Below are 16,992 nucleotides of genomic sequence, written 5' to 3'. Positions count from 1 at the left end.
TTTTCATTCCCCTTTCTCTTTGTCCCGTCCGCCGTAGCAGACCTTTTCCATGAAATACTGCTTGTTGACCCGCCCGGAAACCGTGATATAACCCATGCTTTTCAGTTCCTTATTGAGTTTCTGGACGATTTTGTAGGCGTAGGACTTGGAAACGCCCATCTCCTCCGCCACCTCCTCTACACGCAGAAATGTGTTGCTCATTGTTTCACCCCCTTTCACCGTGTTAAGCGTATTTGTTTATATCGCTCTCTCATTATACTAAACGATTATGTTTTAGTCAATAGGATTGCAGAATAAAATTTAACTTTTTTGTTTATATTTATCTTGACTGTTCTTAAACGGATATGTTATACTATTTTCGACAAAACCCGCAGACAGGAGTTGACTTTTTATGGCGATTGGTGAGCGTATTCGTTATTTCCGCAACTTGCGGGGCATGACGCAGAAGTACCTGGGCATGAGGGTGGGCTTCCCGGAGCGCACCGCCGACATACGCATGGCGCAGTATGAGGCGGGCACCCGAACGCCAAAGGCGGATTTGGTGGAGGCCCTGGCCTATGTGCTGGATGTATCGCCCCAGGCGTTGACCGTCCCGGACATTGATACCGACTACGGCCTTATGCACACGCTGTTTGCTTTGGAGGACAGGCGGGGACTTCGTATCGGGGAGATAGACGGGGAAATCTGCTTGCGGCTGGACAAGTCGGACTGGAACAAGTTTCACAGTATGTTTAATATGTGGAACGCCTGGAGGAAGGAGGCCGCCAAACTGGAGGCCGGGGAAATCACCAGAGAGGAGTACGACCACTGGCGCTATACATACCCCAGGGTGGAGGCGGAGCGCACCAGGGCGGCGCTGGATGAATTGCGGGAACGCAAGAAAGAAAAGGGCCGCTCCGGGGAATAAAGAAAAACAAGGCGCTGTCTGATTTTTGAAATCAGACAGCGCCTTGTTCTCACGATAATGAAAGATTGTTGCCAAATCGTTGCCACGGAGGGCGGTGGGTGGTGAAAACCCCAGCGTTTTCAAGGCTTTGCGGCCTTTCAGGCTTCATTCCCACTCGATGGTGGCAGGCGGTTTAGAGGTGATATCGTACACGATTCGATTAATGCCCCGAACTTCGTTGACAATCCGGGTGGAGATTTTATCCAGCACCTCGTAGGGAATCCTGGCCCAGTCGGCGGTCATGAAGTCGCTGGTTGTGACGGCCCGCAGAGCCAAGGTGTAGTCATAAGTTCGGCCATCGCCCATGACGCCGACGCTGCGGGTGTTGGTCAAGACGGCAAAATACTGGTTCAGGTTCTGATCCTCACCAGCCTTGGCGATTTCCTCCCGGAAGATGAAGTCCGCTTCCCGCAGGGTGTCCGCCTTTTCCTTGGTGATATCCCCGATGATGCGGATGGCTAGACCCGGCCCCGGGAAGGGCTGGCGGGAGACCAGATACTCCGGCAGCCCCAGTTCCCGGCCCAGCTGCCGCACCTCATCCTTGAAGAGCAGACGCAGAGGCTCAAGGATCTCTTTGAAGTCTACATAATCCGGCAGGCCTCCCACGTTGTGGTGGCTTTTGATAACTGCGGCGTCACCCGCGCCGGACTCAATCACGTCGGGATAGATGGTGCCCTGGGCGAGAAACTCCACAGAGCCCACCTTTCGGGCCTCTTCCTCAAAGACGCGGATGAACTCCTCGCCGATGATCTTCCGCTTGCGCTCCGGCTCGGCCTCGCCCGCCAGCTTCAGGAGGAAGCGGCTCTCGGCGTCCACCCGGACGAAGTTCACATCCCATCTGGAAAAGGCGGACTCCACCTCGTCGCCCTCGTTAAGTCGCATCAGACCGTGGTCCACAAACACGCAGGTGAGCTGCCGCCCCACGGCCTCCGCCAGCAGCGCCGCCACCACGGAGGAGTCCACGCCGCCGCTCAGTGCCAGCAGCACCCGGCCGTTGCCTACCTGGGCGCGGATGGCCTCCACGGCCGTCCGCTTGTAGTCCTCCATGGTCCAGTCGCCTTCAGCGCCGCAGACGTGATAGAGGAAGTTGCGGATCATGTCGGTGCCGTGCTCCGTGTGATTGACCTCCGGGTGGTATTGAACGCCATAGAAGCCACGGACCTCATCTGCAATCGCCACATTGGGGCAGGCGTCGGAGCGGGCCACCAGGGAAAAGCCCTCCGGTACTCGGGCCATATAGTCCCCATGGCTCATCCAGGACACGCCCTCCTCCGGAAGTCCTTGGAAGAGCTTACAGGAGGTATCGTAATAGGTGACGGTCTTTCCGTACTCCCGGGCGGAGTCATCCTGGGCCTCCGTGACCTGGCCGCCCAGAGCGTGGGCCATCAGCTGGCAGCCATAGCAGATGCCAAGGATGGGTACGCCCCAAGTGAAGATCTCCGGATCTACGTGGGGGGAAGTATCCAGATAGACGGAGTTAGGACCGCCGGTGAAGATAATGCCGATGGGGTTCATTGCCCGCAGCTCCCGGAGGGGCGTGGTATAGGGCTTGACCTCGCAGTAAACACGGCACTCCCGCACCCGGCGGGCGATGAGCTGGTTGTACTGACCGCCGAAATCCAGGACGATCACAGTTTGATGGGACATAGCGACTCCTTCTTTGCTGTGGATTTTACGATTCTTTTACAAATTTCCCCTTGTTTTCTCTGAGAAAAAGGATTACAATGCACCTGAATTCAGAAGAAGGGGGGATGATAGTAATGTGGTTGGAAGCACACGGCACAGAGCCTGCGGATTTGGAAGACCTGATCTATGAGAACAAGACCCAGGTTCCCAGCGAGCGGTAACGAAAAACCCATACCTGACGGAAGCCACACCCCAGGGTGTGGGCTTTTTGTTTTTCTGGGTCAGGAGATCTCCGCGCCGCCCCATTCCACCACGGTAAAGCCTGTGCGTTCAAAGGCGGGGAGTTCCTGGGCAGGAAGCTCCACAGGAGTGCTCAACGGCCTCCAGGCCATGAAGACCCGCAGAGTAGCGTCCGGCTCCGGCGTGATGGTGAGCCGGGCATGGTCCGTGTAAGTGTCGAACTGAAAGGCGATCAGATTATAGGGATTCGCCTCCATGCGGGGCAGCCAGTAAACGATAAACTCATTGGCCTCCCGACGGTTCAGGCCCAGCTGAGACAGAGCGTCCTCCAGGAATGCGGCGGTGTCGCCACCGGGGACGCAGAAGCCCTGGGAGAAATCATATGCTGTCGCTGAGACGCCCTCCCAATAGAGGTAGTTGTAGGTCTGGCCTGAAGCGTCCGTCAGGGTTCCATCAGGGCTGGCGGTGACACTCCAGGCTCCGTTCTCCATGGCGGGATAGACACAGGTCAGTTCTCCGTCGTAGTCCAGGGAGACTGTGACCTCCATCTCGGCTTCGGGGTAGAGGTAGTCCACTGGTTTGGCATCTGACTCCGGGTAGAGATAGATGACAGGCTTGGCGCTGAGTTCCTCATCCTGGGTACAGCCGGCAAGCAGTGCCAGGGCGGCCAGCATGAGATAGAGAATGGTTCGTTTCATAAGGGTGCCTCCTGATCTTGGTTTCATCTATAAAGACGAAAAAGGAGACCGTCCGTTGCGTTCAGTCCTCGTCCCGGAACACAATGTTGCCCGGCTCGGCGGACTCAATGATAGCCAGGGATTTCAAGTTGACGCCAGCGGCGCGCAGCCGGTCGCCGCCGCCCTGGAAGCCCTTTTCCACGGCGCAGCCGATGCCCACCAGCGTGGCCCCGGCGGTGCTCACGATATCGCACAGGCCCCGCATGGCCTCTCCATTGGCCATGAAGTCGTCCACGATCAGGACCTTGTCATCGGCACAGAGCCACTCCTTGCTGACCAGAAGCGTAACCTTCTTTTTATAAGTGTAGGAGAAAATATCGCTCTGGTAGAGGCCGCCCTCAATATTGTCGCTCTTGGCCTTCTTGGCAAAGATCATGGGCTTGTGGAAATGGTGGGCCACTACGGCGGCCAGTGCGATGCCGGAGGCCTCCGCGGTGAGAACCACAGTCACCTCATCCATATTGAAGTGTTTGCCAAACTCCACGGCAATATGTTCCATGAGTTCCGTATCAATGCGGTGGTTCAAAAAACCATCCACCTTAATAATGTTGCCGGGCAGAACCTTGCCCTCTTTTACAATGCGCTCCCGCAGCTCCTGCATGGGAAACTCCCCCTGTCTTTTTTGTCGTTTCAAGTATGTTTGTGTCGATAACTCTATTATCTCGAATCTACAGAAGTTTTGCAACTGTTTTTCCGCACAAAAAGGAAAGTTTTCCGCCGGCCAGGGCATAGGGAGTCTCCGACGAAATGGACAAAAGAAGATCGCCGTGTCGTGCGGCGCACAACACGGCGAACCTCCGTTGCTTATTTTCCCTCCAGCCTGTCGGCGGCGCCATCCAGCCAGGAGCCCTCAAAGGACTCGATGTCGCCAGCGTCCACCAGCGCGGCCAGGGCCGGGTCGATGGGCATTTCCGCCAGCAGGGGCAGGCTGTGGCGCTCGGCGGCCTCGCGGGTCTTGCCCTGGCCGAAGAGATGAATGTGCTGGCCGCAGTCCGGACAGGCCACATAGCTCATGTTCTCCACCACACCGAGGATGGGAACCTCCATCATCTCCGCCATCTTCACAGCCTTTTCCACCACCATGCTCACCAGCTCCTGGGGCGAGGCCACAATCAGGATGCCGTCCAGGGGAATGGACTGAAACACGCTGAGGGACACGTCGCCAGTACCCGGAGGCATATCCACAAACAGGTAGTCGCAGTTCCAGAGAACATCCGTCCAGAACTGCTGGACCACGCCGGAGATCACAGGCCCGCGCCAGATCACCGGGTCAGTCTCATTCGCCAGCAGCAGGTTCGTGGACATGACCTGGATGCCGGTGCGGGTAAGGACGGGATTCATCCCGGCTTCACTGCCGGTGGCCTGCTGGTGGAGGCCAAAGGCCTTGGGAATGGAGGGGCCGGTGACGTCGGCATCCAGCACGCCTACCTGATAGCCCCGGCGCCGCATGGTTACTGCCAGCTGGCAGGTGGTCATGGACTTTCCAACGCCGCCCTTGCCGGACACCACGCCGTAAACCTTGCCCACTCGGGCTGCCGGATTCAGCTCCTTCAGCAGGGACTGGGGCTCCTGCCGCTGGCTGCAGCTCTCGCCGCAGGTGGAGCACTCATGGGTGCATTCGCTCATCATAGTCTATCTCCTTTTTCCGTAGATGCGGGTATTCTGACACCGTTTTCTCTTGGGTCAAACGATCTGACTCTATCTTATCGCGTCAGACCGGCCCCGTCAACCGCTGAATACGGACCCCAGCGTCGCCTGCAAAAAATTCCGCCTCCCGGCTGTGGCAGGTGAAGAGAAGAATCTGGCGGCGCTCAGCTTCCTGCCGGAGCCAGCGCAGGGCAGCCGCGCAGCGCTCGTCGTCAAAATTGGCCAGCGCGTCATCCAGGACGATGGGGACCGCCCGGTCCGCCGGCAGCACCAGGTCACAGATGGCCAGCCGCGTTGCAAGATACAGCTGATCCGCCGTACCCGCAGAGAGCAGCGCCGCGTCCCGGTACAGAGGGTCCCCGGCGGGCTCGGCGGAGAGGCGGAACAGCCGGTCCAGTACCACGCCGCTGTAGCGGCCGCCAGTGAGCTTGCTGAAAATCTCCGAGGCCCGCTTTCCAAGGGCCGGAGAGAAGCGGCCTTGCAGGGCGGTATTGGCACGCTCCAGTGTCTCCTGGGCGAGCTTCAGGGCGCCGTACTCGCTCTCCAATTCCTGAATTTCACGGCGCAGAAGGGCCGCGGAAGATTCCAACACCACCGGGTCCCCCGCCGCGCCGAGCCGGCCGGAGAGCTGGTCCGCAGCAGAACGGGCAGAGGCCAGAAGAGCGCGGACCTGGGTCAGCTCATCCTCTGCCGCACGGCGGCTCCTGGCTGGCTGCGAAAGCTCCCCGTCAGGAAGCTCCGGGGTTTGCTGGGACAACAGATCATAGCGCAGTTTGGCGCTGGCGGCTTCGGACTCAGCCTCTTGAAGTTCCCGGCGCCGGACGGCGCAGGTGCGCAGCAGCTGGTCTGCGGCGGAGAGGTCAAAGGCAGAGGGGGCAAAACGGCGGACCTCCAATAAAAGCGCCTGCTCATTGGCGGTGAGGCTATTATAGAGGGTGTCGGCGGCTGCGGAGCGGCGGTCAGCCTCCCCCTGGGCGGTGTCTCGGGTATTCAGCGCTTGGATATAGGCGTCAGCCAGGGCGGAGATCTCATTAGGATTTGTAGTGCCAAAGCGTTTATGCAGAGCCGTGTCTCGCAGGCTGCTCAGTGCGCGGCTGCGGTAGAGCCGGGAGAGCACGCCGCCTACGGCTGTGACTCCTGCGAATACAAGCCAGGGAAGAATTTGGGAGAGAGGCGCAGAGAGGGAGAAGCCTTGAGAGAACAGCAAATATGCGGCTCCGGCCGCTATGGCTGTAAACAAACAGAAGATCGCCAGCTCCCGCAGGGCTATAGCGCCTGGAATCCGGCTGGGGGAAGCGGGCTGCCCAGAGCGCCGGGCGCTTTCGGCGCTCTCGCCGGCAAAGGGACTCTCGTTCACTGCGGCTTCCGCCCGCAGCAGGGCCTTCAGGGCCTCGTCCCGCTCTGCCCGGGCCTTTTCCACAGCCTTGCGGGTGGTGTCCAGGTTGACAATCGCCCCCCGGAGCCGTCCAATGGTGTCGTTTTCGGGAATATGCGCCTGCGCAATGCCCTGGCGCAGCGCCTCTGCGCGTTGCTGTGCGGCAAGCGCCTCGGATGCGGCCTCATGAAGGGCCTGCTGCTGGCGGGCGGCCTCCCAGCGATCGTGCTCTCCAAGCTCTGACTCCAGGGCGGAGACCTGAGCAGAGAGGGCCTCGGTCTGAGCTTGGGCACGGGTGAACTCCTCTGCCATCTGCAGGACCTCCGCTGTCTGCCGTTCTGTTTCCTGGAGCTTTGCCTCCAGAGCGGGCAGCTGGCCGGTTTTATTGTGGCGGCGGCGGTTGAGCTGCTTCTTCAAAAGCTCGGCGGCCTCGGAATAGGAGGTCTCCTCCTCCCCGGAGGTAATCAGGGACGCAATGCGCCGCTCTAACCCGGCATCCTGGCTGATGGGCAATCCGGCTTGACGAATAAAGGCGCTGCGCTCAAAAACCTCCCGGCTGACACCCAGCAGAGCTTCGCCGCAGAACTGTGCGGTCAGCTCCGAGACGGCGTCCCCGGTTCCTGTGTAAACGGCCTGAAACTCGCCAAAAGGGGCGGCCTGCCGTCGGGTGGAGCGGGTAATGGTCAGCTCCCGGCCCTCCACGCGGCACTCCAGCCGCCCGCTCATGGCGGCACCGGACCAGGGGGCATAACGGATTTTATCGGGAATGTAGCCGGCCCGCTCACGCTCACGGCTGTTAATGCCATAGAGCATGGACAGCAAAAAGGCGCACCAGGTGGATTTACCCGTTTCGTTGGGCGCCTGTAAAATGTTCAGACCATTTCCCAGGTCCAGAGTCTCGTCCTGTAATCGGCCAAAAACCGCGCTCATTCGCTGGATCAGCAGAAAGATCGCCTCCTCAAATCTGATAGATATCTAAAGATGCTATGTATAAAAAAGCTTTCACGCAACATTATAACACCGAAGGCTGCCCTTGGACAAGAGCTTGAAAGCCCTATAATAAGCAGAAGAGATGGCTAAAATTAAAAAAACCAAAAAAAGATTGGAAAAAGGTATTGACAAAGGGGAGAAGATTTGGTAATCTAACAAAGCTGTCCGGCAGCACAGCGGGATGCACCACAGAGCGGCGAAAAAAAGCCAAAAAAAGTGGTTGACAAATGAAAGCTGATCTGCTATAATGGACTTCCGCCGATAAAGCGGCGTGTACCTTGTAAATTAAACAACGTAACGAACGAAAAGCACCAGACGGACGGTTCGAAAGAACCGACGAAGAGCTCCGGGCTTCGGGTTGAGTCAATTACCGAAGGGACGGAGCAAAAGAATGAAGCTATGGAAATAGCTCTATGAAAGATTAGCTCAAGCCGGAAGGCTTGTGTTGATACGATTTTATAGAGAGTTTGATCCTGGCTCAGGACGAACGCTGGCGGCGTGCTTAACACATGCAAGTCGAACGGAGCACCCCTGAATGAGGTTTCGGCCAAAGGAAGGGAATGCTTAGTGGCGGACTGGTGAGTAACGCGTGAGGAACCTGCCTTTCAGAGGGGGACAACAGTTGGAAACGACTGCTAATACCGCATGACACATGAATGGGGCATCCCATTGATGTCAAAGATTTATCGCTGAAAGATGGCCTCGCGTCCCATTAGCTAGTAGGCGGGGTAACGGCCCACCTAGGCGACGATGGGTAGCCGGACTGAGAGGTTGACCGGCCACATTGGGACTGAGATACGGCCCAGACTCCTACGGGAGGCAGCAGTGGGGGAATATTGGGCAATGGACGCAAGTCTGACCCAGCAACGCCGCGTGAAGGAAGAAGGCTTTCGGGTTGTAAACTTCTTTTGTCAGGGAACAGTAGAAGAGGGTACCTGACGAATAAGCCACGGCTAACTACGTGCCAGCAGCCGCGGTAATACGTAGGTGGCAAGCGTTGTCCGGATTTACTGGGTGTAAAGGGCGTGCAGCCGGGCTGGCAAGTCAGGCGTGAAATCCCAGGGCTCAACCCTGGAACTGCGTTTGAAACTGCTGGTCTTGAGTACCGGAGAGGTCATCGGAATTCCTTGTGTAGCGGTGAAATGCGTAGATATAAGGAAGAACACCAGTGGCGAAGGCGGATGACTGGACGGCAACTGACGGTGAGGCGCGAAAGCGTGGGGAGCAAACAGGATTAGATACCCTGGTAGTCCACGCTGTAAACGATCAATACTAGGTGTGCGGGGACTGACCCCCTGCGTGCCGCAGTTAACACAATAAGTATTGCACCTGGGGAGTACGATCGCAAGGTTGAAACTCAAAGGAATTGACGGGGGCCCGCACAAGCGGTGGATTATGTGGTTTAATTCGAAGCAACGCGAAGAACCTTACCAGGGCTTGACATCCTACTAACGAAGTAGAGATACATTAGGTGCCCTTCGGGGAAAGTAGAGACAGGTGGTGCATGGTTGTCGTCAGCTCGTGTCGTGAGATGTTGGGTTAAGTCCCGCAACGAGCGCAACCCCTATTGTTAGTTGCTACGCAAGAGCACTCTAGCGAGACTGCCGTTGACAAAACGGAGGAAGGTGGGGACGACGTCAAATCATCATGCCCCCTTATGTCCTGGGCTACACACGTAATACAATGGCGGTTAACAGAGGGATGCAAATCCGCGAGGAGGAGCGAACCCCCCAAAAAGCCGTCCCAGTTCGGATCGCAGGCTGCAACCCGCCTGCGTGAAGTCGGAATCGCTAGTAATCGCGGATCAGCATGCCGCGGTGAATACGTTCCCGGGCCTTGTACACACCGCCCGTCACACCATGAGAGTCGGGAACACCCGAAGTCCGTAGCCTAACCGCAAGGGGGGGCGCGGCCGAAGGTGGGTTCGATAATTGGGGGTGAAGTCGTAACAAGGTAGCCGTATCGGAAGGTGCGGCTGGATCACCTCCTTTCTAAGGAGACCTCAAGTACTGAAAGAAGTGCTTGAAACATCCTGGTCAGCGTTTGGTTTTTAAGAGTTACGTTGTTTAATTTAGAGGGCATACGTCCGAAAGGCGGAGGGGAGCCCGGAGAATGGGGGTTTAGCTCAGCTGGGAGAGCGCCTGCCTTGCAAGCAGGAGGTCAGCGGTTCGAACCCGCTAATCTCCACCAGACGGGCCTGTAGCTCAGCTGGCTAGAGCGTACGACTGATAATCGTAAGGTCGGTGGTTCGAGCCCACTCAGGCCCACCAAGCAAGAGATTTGCTTTTGGATTTGAAGACCCAACTGCGAGGTTGGATCTTCAAATCTGACTGCAAAAGCAGTTAGAGGATTTCTGTTTCAAAGCGACAGTGTGTTTGAAATGGGAAAAGGAGAAAGAACAAAGTGGCGCGAGCTTTGCCGAGAGGGAAAGCAAGTGAAGTGAAGTTTCTTTCGACGATCTGCACCTTGAAAACTGAACAATGTGAATGAAAGTGAAGTAAGGCAACAGAGAGGCGCCATACGGAAGTATGGCACGTGAATTTAATTGTGGAACAACATCTGAAAAGATGAGGGTACAATTACAATTTCAAGAATCTGTGAAGCCTGCATAATTCTTTAAACGAGAACCAAGATTTCTCTGACAACTCGGGCAGAGGCCGCGACTCCCATTCCCAAAGCAAAGTGGAGATGGAGGTAAGCGGACTTTGCGGCGAGCAGGTCAAGCTGGAAAGAGCGCAAGGGGAATGCCTTGGCATCAGGAGCCGAAGAAGGACGTGACAAGCTGCGAAAAGCCTCGGGGAGGAGCAAATATCCATTGATCCGGGGATATCCGAATGGGGCAACCCGGCGGCGCAATACGCCGTCATCCTGCGTTGAATCAAATAGGCGTAGGAAGGGAACCGCCTGAACTGAAACATCTAAGTAGGGCGAGGAAAAGACATCAACCGAGATTCCGCAAGTAGTGGCGAGCGAACGCGGAAGAGGCCAAACCGGGGGATTTATTCCCCGGGGTTGCGGACGATCATTTAGCGGAAGTTATCTAGCCGAAGGGTCTGGGAAGGCCCACCACAGAGGGTGAGAGTCCCGTAGGCGAAAGAGAAGGCCGTGAGATCGGATCCAGAGTACCGCCGGACACGTGAAACCCGGTGGGAAACAGGGGGGACCACCCTCCAAGCCTAAATACTACCTGATGACCGATAGAGGAGCAGTACCGTGAGGGAAAGGTGAAAAGGACCCCGGGAGGGGAGTGAAAGAGAACCTGAAACCTTGTGCTTACAAACTGTCAAAGGCCGTTAATGGCTGATGGCGTACTTTTTGTAGAACGGTCCGGCGAGTTATAGTAACGAGCAAGCTTAAGGTATTCAGTACCGGAGGCGAAGCGAGAGCGAGTCTGAATAGGGCGCATGAAGTTCGTTGCCATAGACCCGAAACCGGGTGACCTACCCATGAGCAGGTTGAAGTGGGGGGTGAAACCCCATGGAGGACCGAACCGACCCCCCGTTGCAATGGTGGCGGATGACTTGTGGGTAGCGGTGAAATTCCAATCGAACTCGGAGATAGCTGGTTCTCCCCGAAATAGCTTTAGGGCTAGCGTTATGTTAGATTACCGGAGGTAAAGCACTGAATGGTTTAGGGGCTGATAAAGTTACCGACGCCTATCAAACTCAGAATGCCGGCTAATTGATGCATAGCAGTCAGACAGTGTGAGATAAGTTTCATTGTCAAAAGGGAAACAGCCCAGACCTACAGCTAAGGTCCCAAATGTATGCTAAGTGGAAAACGATGTGGAGTTGCGAAAACAACCAGGATGTTGGCTTAGAAGCAGCCACTCATTAAAAGAGTGCGTAATAGCTCACTGGTCGAGTGACTCTGCGCGGAAAATATAACGGGGCTAAGCATACAACCGAAGCTTAGGATTGCTAGTAATAGCAGTGGTAGGGGAGCGTTCCATACGGGGCGAAGTCGCAGCGGAAGCAGCGGTGGACTGTATGGAAGTGAGAATGCCGGAATGAGTAGCGAGAATTATGTGGGAATCATAATGGCCGAAAATCTAAGGTTTCTTGGGGAAGGTTCGTCCGCCCAAGGTAAGTCGGGAGCTAAGCTCAGGCCGAAAGGCGTAGGCGATGCACATACGGTAGAAATTCCGTAACCACCGAAACTTAAGCCAGAGGGACACTTTGAGATAGCCGAACCCGGGCGTTGGTTGCCCCGGGCGAAAGGGAGCGAAAATATAGTAGCGAAGTCGGCGATGCTTGGAGGCGAGAAAAGCTCTGGGGGTATGCTAAGGTGCCCGTACCGCAAACCGACACAGGTAGATGAGGAGAGAATCCTAAGGCCAACGGGAGAAGGGTTGTTAAGGAACTCGGCAAGTTGACCCCGTAACTTCGGAATAAGGGGAGCCTCGAAAGAGGCCGCAGAGAATAGGCCCAAGCAACTGTTTACCAAAAACACAGGTCTATGCTAAATCGAAAGATGACGTATATGGGCTGACGCCTGCCCGGTGCCGGAAGGTTAAGAGGAGATGTCAGGCCGCAAGGCCGAAGCATTGAATTGAAGCCCCGGTAAACGGCGGCCGTAACTATAACGGTCCTAAGGTAGCGAAATTCCTTGTCAGGTAAGTTCTGACCCGCACGAAAGGCGTAATGATTTGGGCACTGTCTCAACAGCCCGCCCGGCGAAATTGTAGTACTGGTGAAGATACCAGTTACCCGCAACTAGACGGAAAGACCCCATGGAGCTTTACTGCAGCTTAATACTGGAATTCGGTAATTCATGTACAGGATAGGTGGGAGACAGAGAAGCCCGGGCGTCAGCTCGGGTGGAGTCGCCGGTGGGATACCACTCTTGGATTGCTGGATTTCTAACCTGCGGCCGTGAATCCGGTCGGGGGACACTGTTAGGCGGGCAGTTTGACTGGGGCGGTCGCCTCCTAAAAGGTAACGGAGGCGCTCAAAGGTTGGCTCAGCACGGACGGAAATCGTGCAGTGAGTGTAAACGTATAAGCCAGCCTAACTGCGAGACCGACGGGTCGAGCAGTAACGAAAGTTGGAGTTAGTGATCCGGTGGTATGTGAGTGGAAATGCCATCGCTCAACGGATAAAAGCTACCCTGGGGATAACAGGCTGATCTCCCCCAAGCGTCCACAGCGACGGGGAGGTTTGGCACCTCGATGTCGGCTCGTCACATCCTGGGGCTGAATTCGGTCCCAAGGGTTCGGCTGTTCGCCGATTAAAGTGGCACGCGAGCTGGGTTCAGAACGTCGTGAGACAGTTCGGTCCCTATCTGTTGCGGGCGTAAGAGATTTGAAGGGAGCTGTCCTTAGTACGAGAGGACCGGGATGGACGTACCTCTGGTGCACCAGTTGTTCTGCCAAGGGCATAGCTGGGTAGCTAAGTACGGACGAGATAAACGCTGAAAGCATCTAAGCGTGAAACTCCCCCTAAGATGAGATCTCTCACCTCGAAAGAGGGTAAGGGCCCAGGAAGACTACCTGGTTGATAGGCCGGAGGTGGAAGCGCAGTAATGTGTGGAGCTGACCGGTACTAATAGCCCGAGGGCTTGACCTACGAAAGAAGAAGCAGGCGGCCTGAAAGAATAAGTAAGACACATTGTTCAGTTTTGAGGGTGCAGACGCGCACACCTCGGACAGAAAGAGAGGAGCTGGAGAGCTTGTGAAAGCTTTCTTTGCATACTTTCTTTCTCGAAAGAAAGTATGCACCTTTAGCTCAGTTGGTAGAGCAACTGACTCTTAATCAGTGGGTCCCCGGTTCGAGTCCGTGAAGGTGCACCATGGCCCGTTGGTCAAGTGGTTAAGACAGCGGCCTCTCACGCCGTTAACATCGGTTCGAATCCGGTACGGGTCACCATGTCAAAGCAAGCTGCGGACCACAGGCTTCCGCGCAAGCGCGAAAGCTGGTTCCCTCCGCTGCTTTTCCTTTCCGAATCGCAAATGTTGCACTGGTTTGCGGCTTGGGGATAGAAATCTCTTGACAAAAGAGTGCGAACAGTGTATAATATAGTTTGTTTTCCGGGCTAACCGGATGACATAAGTTGGTGCTGATTAGGGCGAGGGTCCACCCGTTCCCATTCCGAACACGGTAGTTAAGCTCGTCTCTGCCGACAATACTTGGCTGGCGACGGCCTGGAAAAATAGGTAGTGCCAACACAGGTCTCGGTTCAATAGAGCTGGGGCCTGCAATATTCCTCCATAGCTCAGTCGGTAGAGCACGCGGCTGTTAACCGCGGTGTCGTTGGTTCGAGTCCAACTGGGGGAGCCAAGGATTGCCGCCACTAAGGTGGCGGCAATTTTCTATCAGAAGTTACCGCGGGCCTTTAGCTCAGTTGGTTAGAGCAGCCGGCTCATAACCGGTCGGTCCCGGGTTCGAGTCCCCGAAGGCCCACCATTATGGTCATCGCCTGAAGGGTTGCCTCATGCGATTTAGGGGTATAGCTCAGCTGGTAGAGCAGCGGTCTCCAAAACCGCGTGCCGAGGGTTCGAATCCTTCTGCCCCTGCCATAAAAATCTTTACAACAGCCGTTGTATATGATATAATATCTTAGTCGAGCCATAAATGGCCCGGTAGTTCAGTTGGTTAGAACGCTAGCCTGTCACGCTAGAGGTCGACGGTTCGAGCCCGTTCCGGGTCGCCATTTATGCTGCTGTAGCTCAGTCGGTAGAGCGCATCCTTGGTAAGGATGAGGTCGGCGGTTCAAATCCGCCCAGCAGCTCCAAAAATCCTCGAAAACTTCGGTTTTTGAGGATTTTTTGTTGCAAATTTTGATTTTTTGTGTGGGTCAGATGCTTACCCCACATTTTGACCCACACGCCGAAAGGGTAGAAATGGTTTAAGCGGATATTGGGCTTGGCATAGAGCTCGTACCACATTTTCAACCAAGTGGCCAATGTGTGCTCATCCGCTTCCCTGCTGACATCCAACCCCTGACACTTCCGCCATAGCGGTTTTTAGCTTTTCCCGTACCTCTACCTGAGTCTTACCTAACACATTTTTATTGACCCGCTTGCCGGTCTTGAGATCGTACCGACGGTGTATCGCCCTATTCAGCGGCCGTCCCTGCGCCTGCGGGTATTTCCCTCGCCGTTAGCTCGTTTCTCTGGCATATCCATCGCCTCCTGTCAGCAACACAACATACTGCAACTTCTGTCAAATAGCCACGCTGTTTGGCTAGAGTTATCAAAGAATTCATATATTTCTGTGGCTCCGCATTTTGAAAAAACTGTTTACTTTGTTTTGCGGCGCAGATTTTGAAGAAGTGTTTGTAGAGGGCTACCACAGCGGATATGAAGCGGGCCGCAACCGGATACTACAGGGAATATTATTGATCAGGTAATATAAAAACGACCTCGAAATTTTGTGCAGCGGCAACGTCAAAACACGGATAAAACTTGCAAAAACAGCACCGGGCAGAAAAATTCATGCCCGGTGCTGTCCAATTTGTGCTGCTCCAACTCCAGTATGGGCCGTCATTTGGATCAATTGCAGGAAATTAGAGAACCATTTTAATTATTAAGTATAGGTGGTTGGATTTTGAAGAGACCTCTTAAAGAGAGTAACTGAAATCGCACACGAGTGCTTGACTAGCGATACCGATGGACTATGAGCAGTACGACCAGTGGAGCGAAAATGTGCGGATGGAGCGGGAGGAATATGTGCAGGAGAAATTGACCGCAGAGGAGTTCCAGCGGAAGACGAACAAGCCCCGCGCGGTTTTACTGTATTCAGCAACACAAAATAATTTGCAGGAAATTTTGTGATGTTCTTTTTGTGACAGCAATGAAATATTGTTCCCGAGTGATCTGCGGCGGTGGCGGAAATCACAGACGCATCTTCACCAGATTCAAGGACCTAGGGGCACCGATGACAAGATTGAAAAAGCTTATTTTTCTAAATAAGAACATCTTGCGCTGGTGAACTTGCTAATTTAGAAAACTTACACTATAATGCTTCAAAAGGTGGTGGTTATTATGAAGAAGACGAAGGTTACTGCCAAAGATGTAGCAAAGAGAGCAGGAGTATCTCCGGCTACCGTATCCATGATTTTAAGCGGAAAGGGAAGCAGTAAGTTTCCAGAGAAGACCTGCCGCAGGGTGATCGACGCTTGTAATGAGCTGGGCTACGTCCGAAACGGCCTTCTCCGGTCTTCTGTGCCGGATGACAAAGTTCTGGTGGCGATCACGCCGACACTGTCCAACCTTTACTATGTTCATATGGTGGAAGCCATGCAGCGCCGGGCCAAAGAGCTGGGTTACGTGCTGCTGGCCTTTGATACCTTTCGTGAAATCCCGCAGGAAACCCGAATCATGCAGGTCTGCAACCAGTTCCCGTTTGCGGGGGTTTGTTTCTTATACCCGTTGGAAAATAATATGCTGATGCAGCAGGTGGAGTGGGTGAAACCTGTGGTTCATATTTATGATAAAGGCGTCCATAACAATGCGGATATTTTAGAACTGGATGGTTTCCGTATTGGGCGGATCATCGGCGAATATCTGCTGCAGCTGGGCCATCAGCGGATCGCATTTGTCACATCTACGTTTGAAACAAAGCAGGTGACCCGGGTTCGCCGGCTGGAGGGATTGCGGGCCGTATATGAAGAACAGGGATTGGACTCGATTAAAAATATCTTAGTCTGCTCGCCGGAATCGGAGCTATCTGATGCAAAGGCTGTTCCGGAAGGTTATGAGTTGGGCTACCATATGGCGAAGAAGCTGATCGAGCGCAATGAAAATGTTACAGCATTCGTTGCCATCAATGATATGATCGCGATTGGAATCATGGATGCCATCACAGATTCCGGTAAACAGATCCCTACGGACTATTCTGTATGTGGCTGTGACAATACCAGCGTGTCCAAGTATAAGGGGATCTCTCTGACTTCGGTGGAGAGCTATGCGAGGCAGACCGGCCGGGAAGCCATCGATATTTTAGTTCGGAAGATTGAAGCAGGAAATCATCTTTCAGAGTTGGAAGATAGTCCGGATGGAATCACTCGGGTGGAATACTTTCCAAAGCTGATCGTGCGAAAAAGTACCGGCCCTTGCGAAAATAAGTAAGGGGCCGCGCCATCAGTCGAACAAGTGGCTGTCAGGGAATATGATTCTCTGACAGCTTTTGTGTAAAAGATAGAAAAAAATACCTCAAGTAAATAATTTAGTAAAATATTAAACCAAAGGACAAAGAAATCTCTGCAAAGTAGACAGCAAAGAAGGGCTAGGGGGCATGGTTTGCAGGTAAATGGCTTCTGTTTTTTACCAAAAACAAAACTATTTATTAAATTATTTACTAAATCAAGCGACGCAGAGGGTCACGAGAGGGAAAAAAGATTACTTTTGCATTATATTTCATAAGCGGATATGATGAAACCATCAACAACATCTCCGCAGCGAGCAATACAAACCATGATGGGACTCGTTT

At 54.5% G+C, this 16,992-nt stretch carries 9 protein-coding genes, 9 tRNA genes and 3 rRNA genes; 15 read left to right on the top strand and 6 right to left on the bottom strand.

Translation table 11 applies throughout. From position 1 onward, the window contains the following. Window positions 1-3: 3 nt before the first annotated feature. Window positions 4-201, bottom strand: a complete 198-nt coding sequence (locus KJS55_RS06665) for a helix-turn-helix domain-containing protein (protein WP_213542963.1) — start codon at window positions 199-201, stop codon at window positions 4-6. 190 nt (window positions 202-391) lie between these two features. On the opposite strand from KJS55_RS06665, the gene KJS55_RS06660 reads away from it, so the two are divergent. Continuing rightward, entirely contained in the window at window positions 392-907 is a 516-nt protein-coding gene (locus KJS55_RS06660) for a helix-turn-helix domain-containing protein (RefSeq protein WP_213542962.1), read from the top strand. Between the two features lie 144 nt (window positions 908-1,051). Here the strand turns inward: KJS55_RS06660 and guaA are convergent, their stop codons facing one another. The 5 genes from guaA to KJS55_RS06635 all read right to left on the bottom strand — a co-directional run bounded on the left by guaA (window position 1,052) and on the right by KJS55_RS06635 (window position 7,501). Continuing rightward, a complete protein-coding gene (gene guaA, locus KJS55_RS06655; protein ID WP_187032785.1) occupies window positions 1,052-2,593 on the bottom strand; it encodes a glutamine-hydrolyzing GMP synthase in 1,542 nt (513 codons plus the stop codon). A 260-nt stretch (window positions 2,594-2,853) separates the two neighbouring features. Further along, a complete protein-coding gene (locus tag KJS55_RS06650; protein WP_187032787.1) occupies window positions 2,854-3,510 on the bottom strand; it encodes a hypothetical protein in 657 nt (218 codons plus the stop codon). Between the two features lie 61 nt (window positions 3,511-3,571). Next, the gene (locus KJS55_RS06645) at window positions 3,572-4,150 is read right to left on the bottom strand and encodes a xanthine phosphoribosyltransferase (protein ID WP_187032789.1); all 579 of its coding nucleotides are present in this window, start codon (window positions 4,148-4,150) and stop codon (window positions 3,572-3,574) included. A 203-nt stretch (window positions 4,151-4,353) separates the two neighbouring features. Beyond that, window positions 4,354-5,175: an Mrp/NBP35 family ATP-binding protein gene (locus KJS55_RS06640; RefSeq protein WP_187032794.1), complete on the bottom strand. Its 822-nt coding sequence runs from the start codon at window positions 5,173-5,175 to the stop codon at window positions 4,354-4,356. A gap of 85 nt (window positions 5,176-5,260) precedes the next feature. Continuing rightward, window positions 5,261-7,501, bottom strand: a complete 2,241-nt coding sequence (locus KJS55_RS06635) for an AAA family ATPase (protein WP_228300477.1) — start codon at window positions 7,499-7,501, stop codon at window positions 5,261-5,263. A 515-nt stretch (window positions 7,502-8,016) separates the two neighbouring features. On the opposite strand from KJS55_RS06635, the gene KJS55_RS06630 reads away from it, so the two are divergent. The 14 genes from KJS55_RS06630 (at window position 8,017) to KJS55_RS06565 (ending at window position 16,631) form a co-directional block, all read left to right on the top strand. Then, window positions 8,017-9,552, top strand: a 16S ribosomal RNA gene (locus KJS55_RS06630). A gap of 123 nt (window positions 9,553-9,675) precedes the next feature. Next, window positions 9,676-9,751 (top strand) — tRNA-Ala (locus KJS55_RS06625). A gap of 3 nt (window positions 9,752-9,754) precedes the next feature. After that, window positions 9,755-9,831: transfer RNA gene (locus KJS55_RS06620), tRNA-Ile, on the top strand. A 447-nt stretch (window positions 9,832-10,278) separates the two neighbouring features. Then, window positions 10,279-13,128, top strand: a 23S ribosomal RNA gene (locus tag KJS55_RS06615). 148 nt (window positions 13,129-13,276) lie between these two features. After that, window positions 13,277-13,352: transfer RNA gene (locus KJS55_RS06610), tRNA-Lys, on the top strand. Between the two features lies 1 nt (window position 13,353). Next, window positions 13,354-13,428 (top strand) — tRNA-Glu (locus KJS55_RS06605). A gap of 183 nt (window positions 13,429-13,611) precedes the next feature. Next, a 5S ribosomal RNA gene (rrf, locus tag KJS55_RS06600) occupies window positions 13,612-13,727 on the top strand. The 16S, 23S and 5S rRNA genes sit together here with 9 tRNA genes alongside, the layout of an rRNA operon. Window positions 13,728-13,763: 36 nt before the next feature. Then, window positions 13,764-13,839 (top strand) — tRNA-Asn (locus KJS55_RS06595). A 49-nt stretch (window positions 13,840-13,888) separates the two neighbouring features. Next, window positions 13,889-13,965 (top strand) — tRNA-Ile (locus tag KJS55_RS06590). 37 nt (window positions 13,966-14,002) lie between these two features. Beyond that, window positions 14,003-14,078 (top strand) — tRNA-Trp (locus KJS55_RS06585). A gap of 57 nt (window positions 14,079-14,135) precedes the next feature. Next, a tRNA-Asp gene (locus tag KJS55_RS06580) sits at window positions 14,136-14,212 on the top strand. A 5-nt stretch (window positions 14,213-14,217) separates the two neighbouring features. Further along, window positions 14,218-14,293 (top strand) — tRNA-Thr (locus KJS55_RS06575). An 877-nt stretch (window positions 14,294-15,170) separates the two neighbouring features. Then, on the top strand, window positions 15,171-15,335 hold the full coding sequence (locus KJS55_RS06570; protein WP_213542961.1) for a hypothetical protein: 165 nt from the start codon (window positions 15,171-15,173) through the stop codon (window positions 15,333-15,335). Between the two features lie 210 nt (window positions 15,336-15,545). Next, a complete protein-coding gene (locus KJS55_RS06565; protein ID WP_187027811.1) occupies window positions 15,546-16,631 on the top strand; it encodes a LacI family DNA-binding transcriptional regulator in 1,086 nt (361 codons plus the stop codon). The last annotated feature ends 361 nt before the right edge of the window (window positions 16,632-16,992 follow it).

Source organism: Pusillibacter faecalis, from assembly GCF_018408705.1.
GTDB lineage: Bacteria > Bacillota > Clostridia > Oscillospirales > Oscillospiraceae > Oscillibacter > Oscillibacter faecalis.
This window is presented reverse-complemented; position numbering and strand designations above follow the sequence as displayed.

Coding starts and splice junctions, on each gene's coding strand:
- KJS55_RS06570 (WP_213542961.1), top strand. CDS start 15,171: ATGGACTATGAGCAGTACGACCAGTGGAGCGAAAATGTGCGGATGGAG.
- KJS55_RS06645 (WP_187032789.1), bottom strand. CDS start 4,150: ATGCAGGAGCTGCGGGAGCGCATTGTAAAAGAGGGCAAGGTTCTGCCC.
- KJS55_RS06640 (WP_187032794.1), bottom strand. CDS start 5,175: ATGAGCGAATGCACCCATGAGTGCTCCACCTGCGGCGAGAGCTGCAGC.
- guaA (WP_187032785.1), bottom strand. CDS start 2,593: ATGTCCCATCAAACTGTGATCGTCCTGGATTTCGGCGGTCAGTACAAC.
- KJS55_RS06565 (WP_187027811.1), top strand. CDS start 15,546: ATGAAGAAGACGAAGGTTACTGCCAAAGATGTAGCAAAGAGAGCAGGA.
- KJS55_RS06665 (WP_213542963.1), bottom strand. CDS start 201: ATGAGCAACACATTTCTGCGTGTAGAGGAGGTGGCGGAGGAGATGGGC.
- KJS55_RS06635 (WP_228300477.1), bottom strand. CDS start 7,501: ATGAGCGCGGTTTTTGGCCGATTACAGGACGAGACTCTGGACCTGGGA.
- KJS55_RS06650 (WP_187032787.1), bottom strand. CDS start 3,510: ATGAAACGAACCATTCTCTATCTCATGCTGGCCGCCCTGGCACTGCTT.
- KJS55_RS06660 (WP_213542962.1), top strand. CDS start 392: ATGGCGATTGGTGAGCGTATTCGTTATTTCCGCAACTTGCGGGGCATG.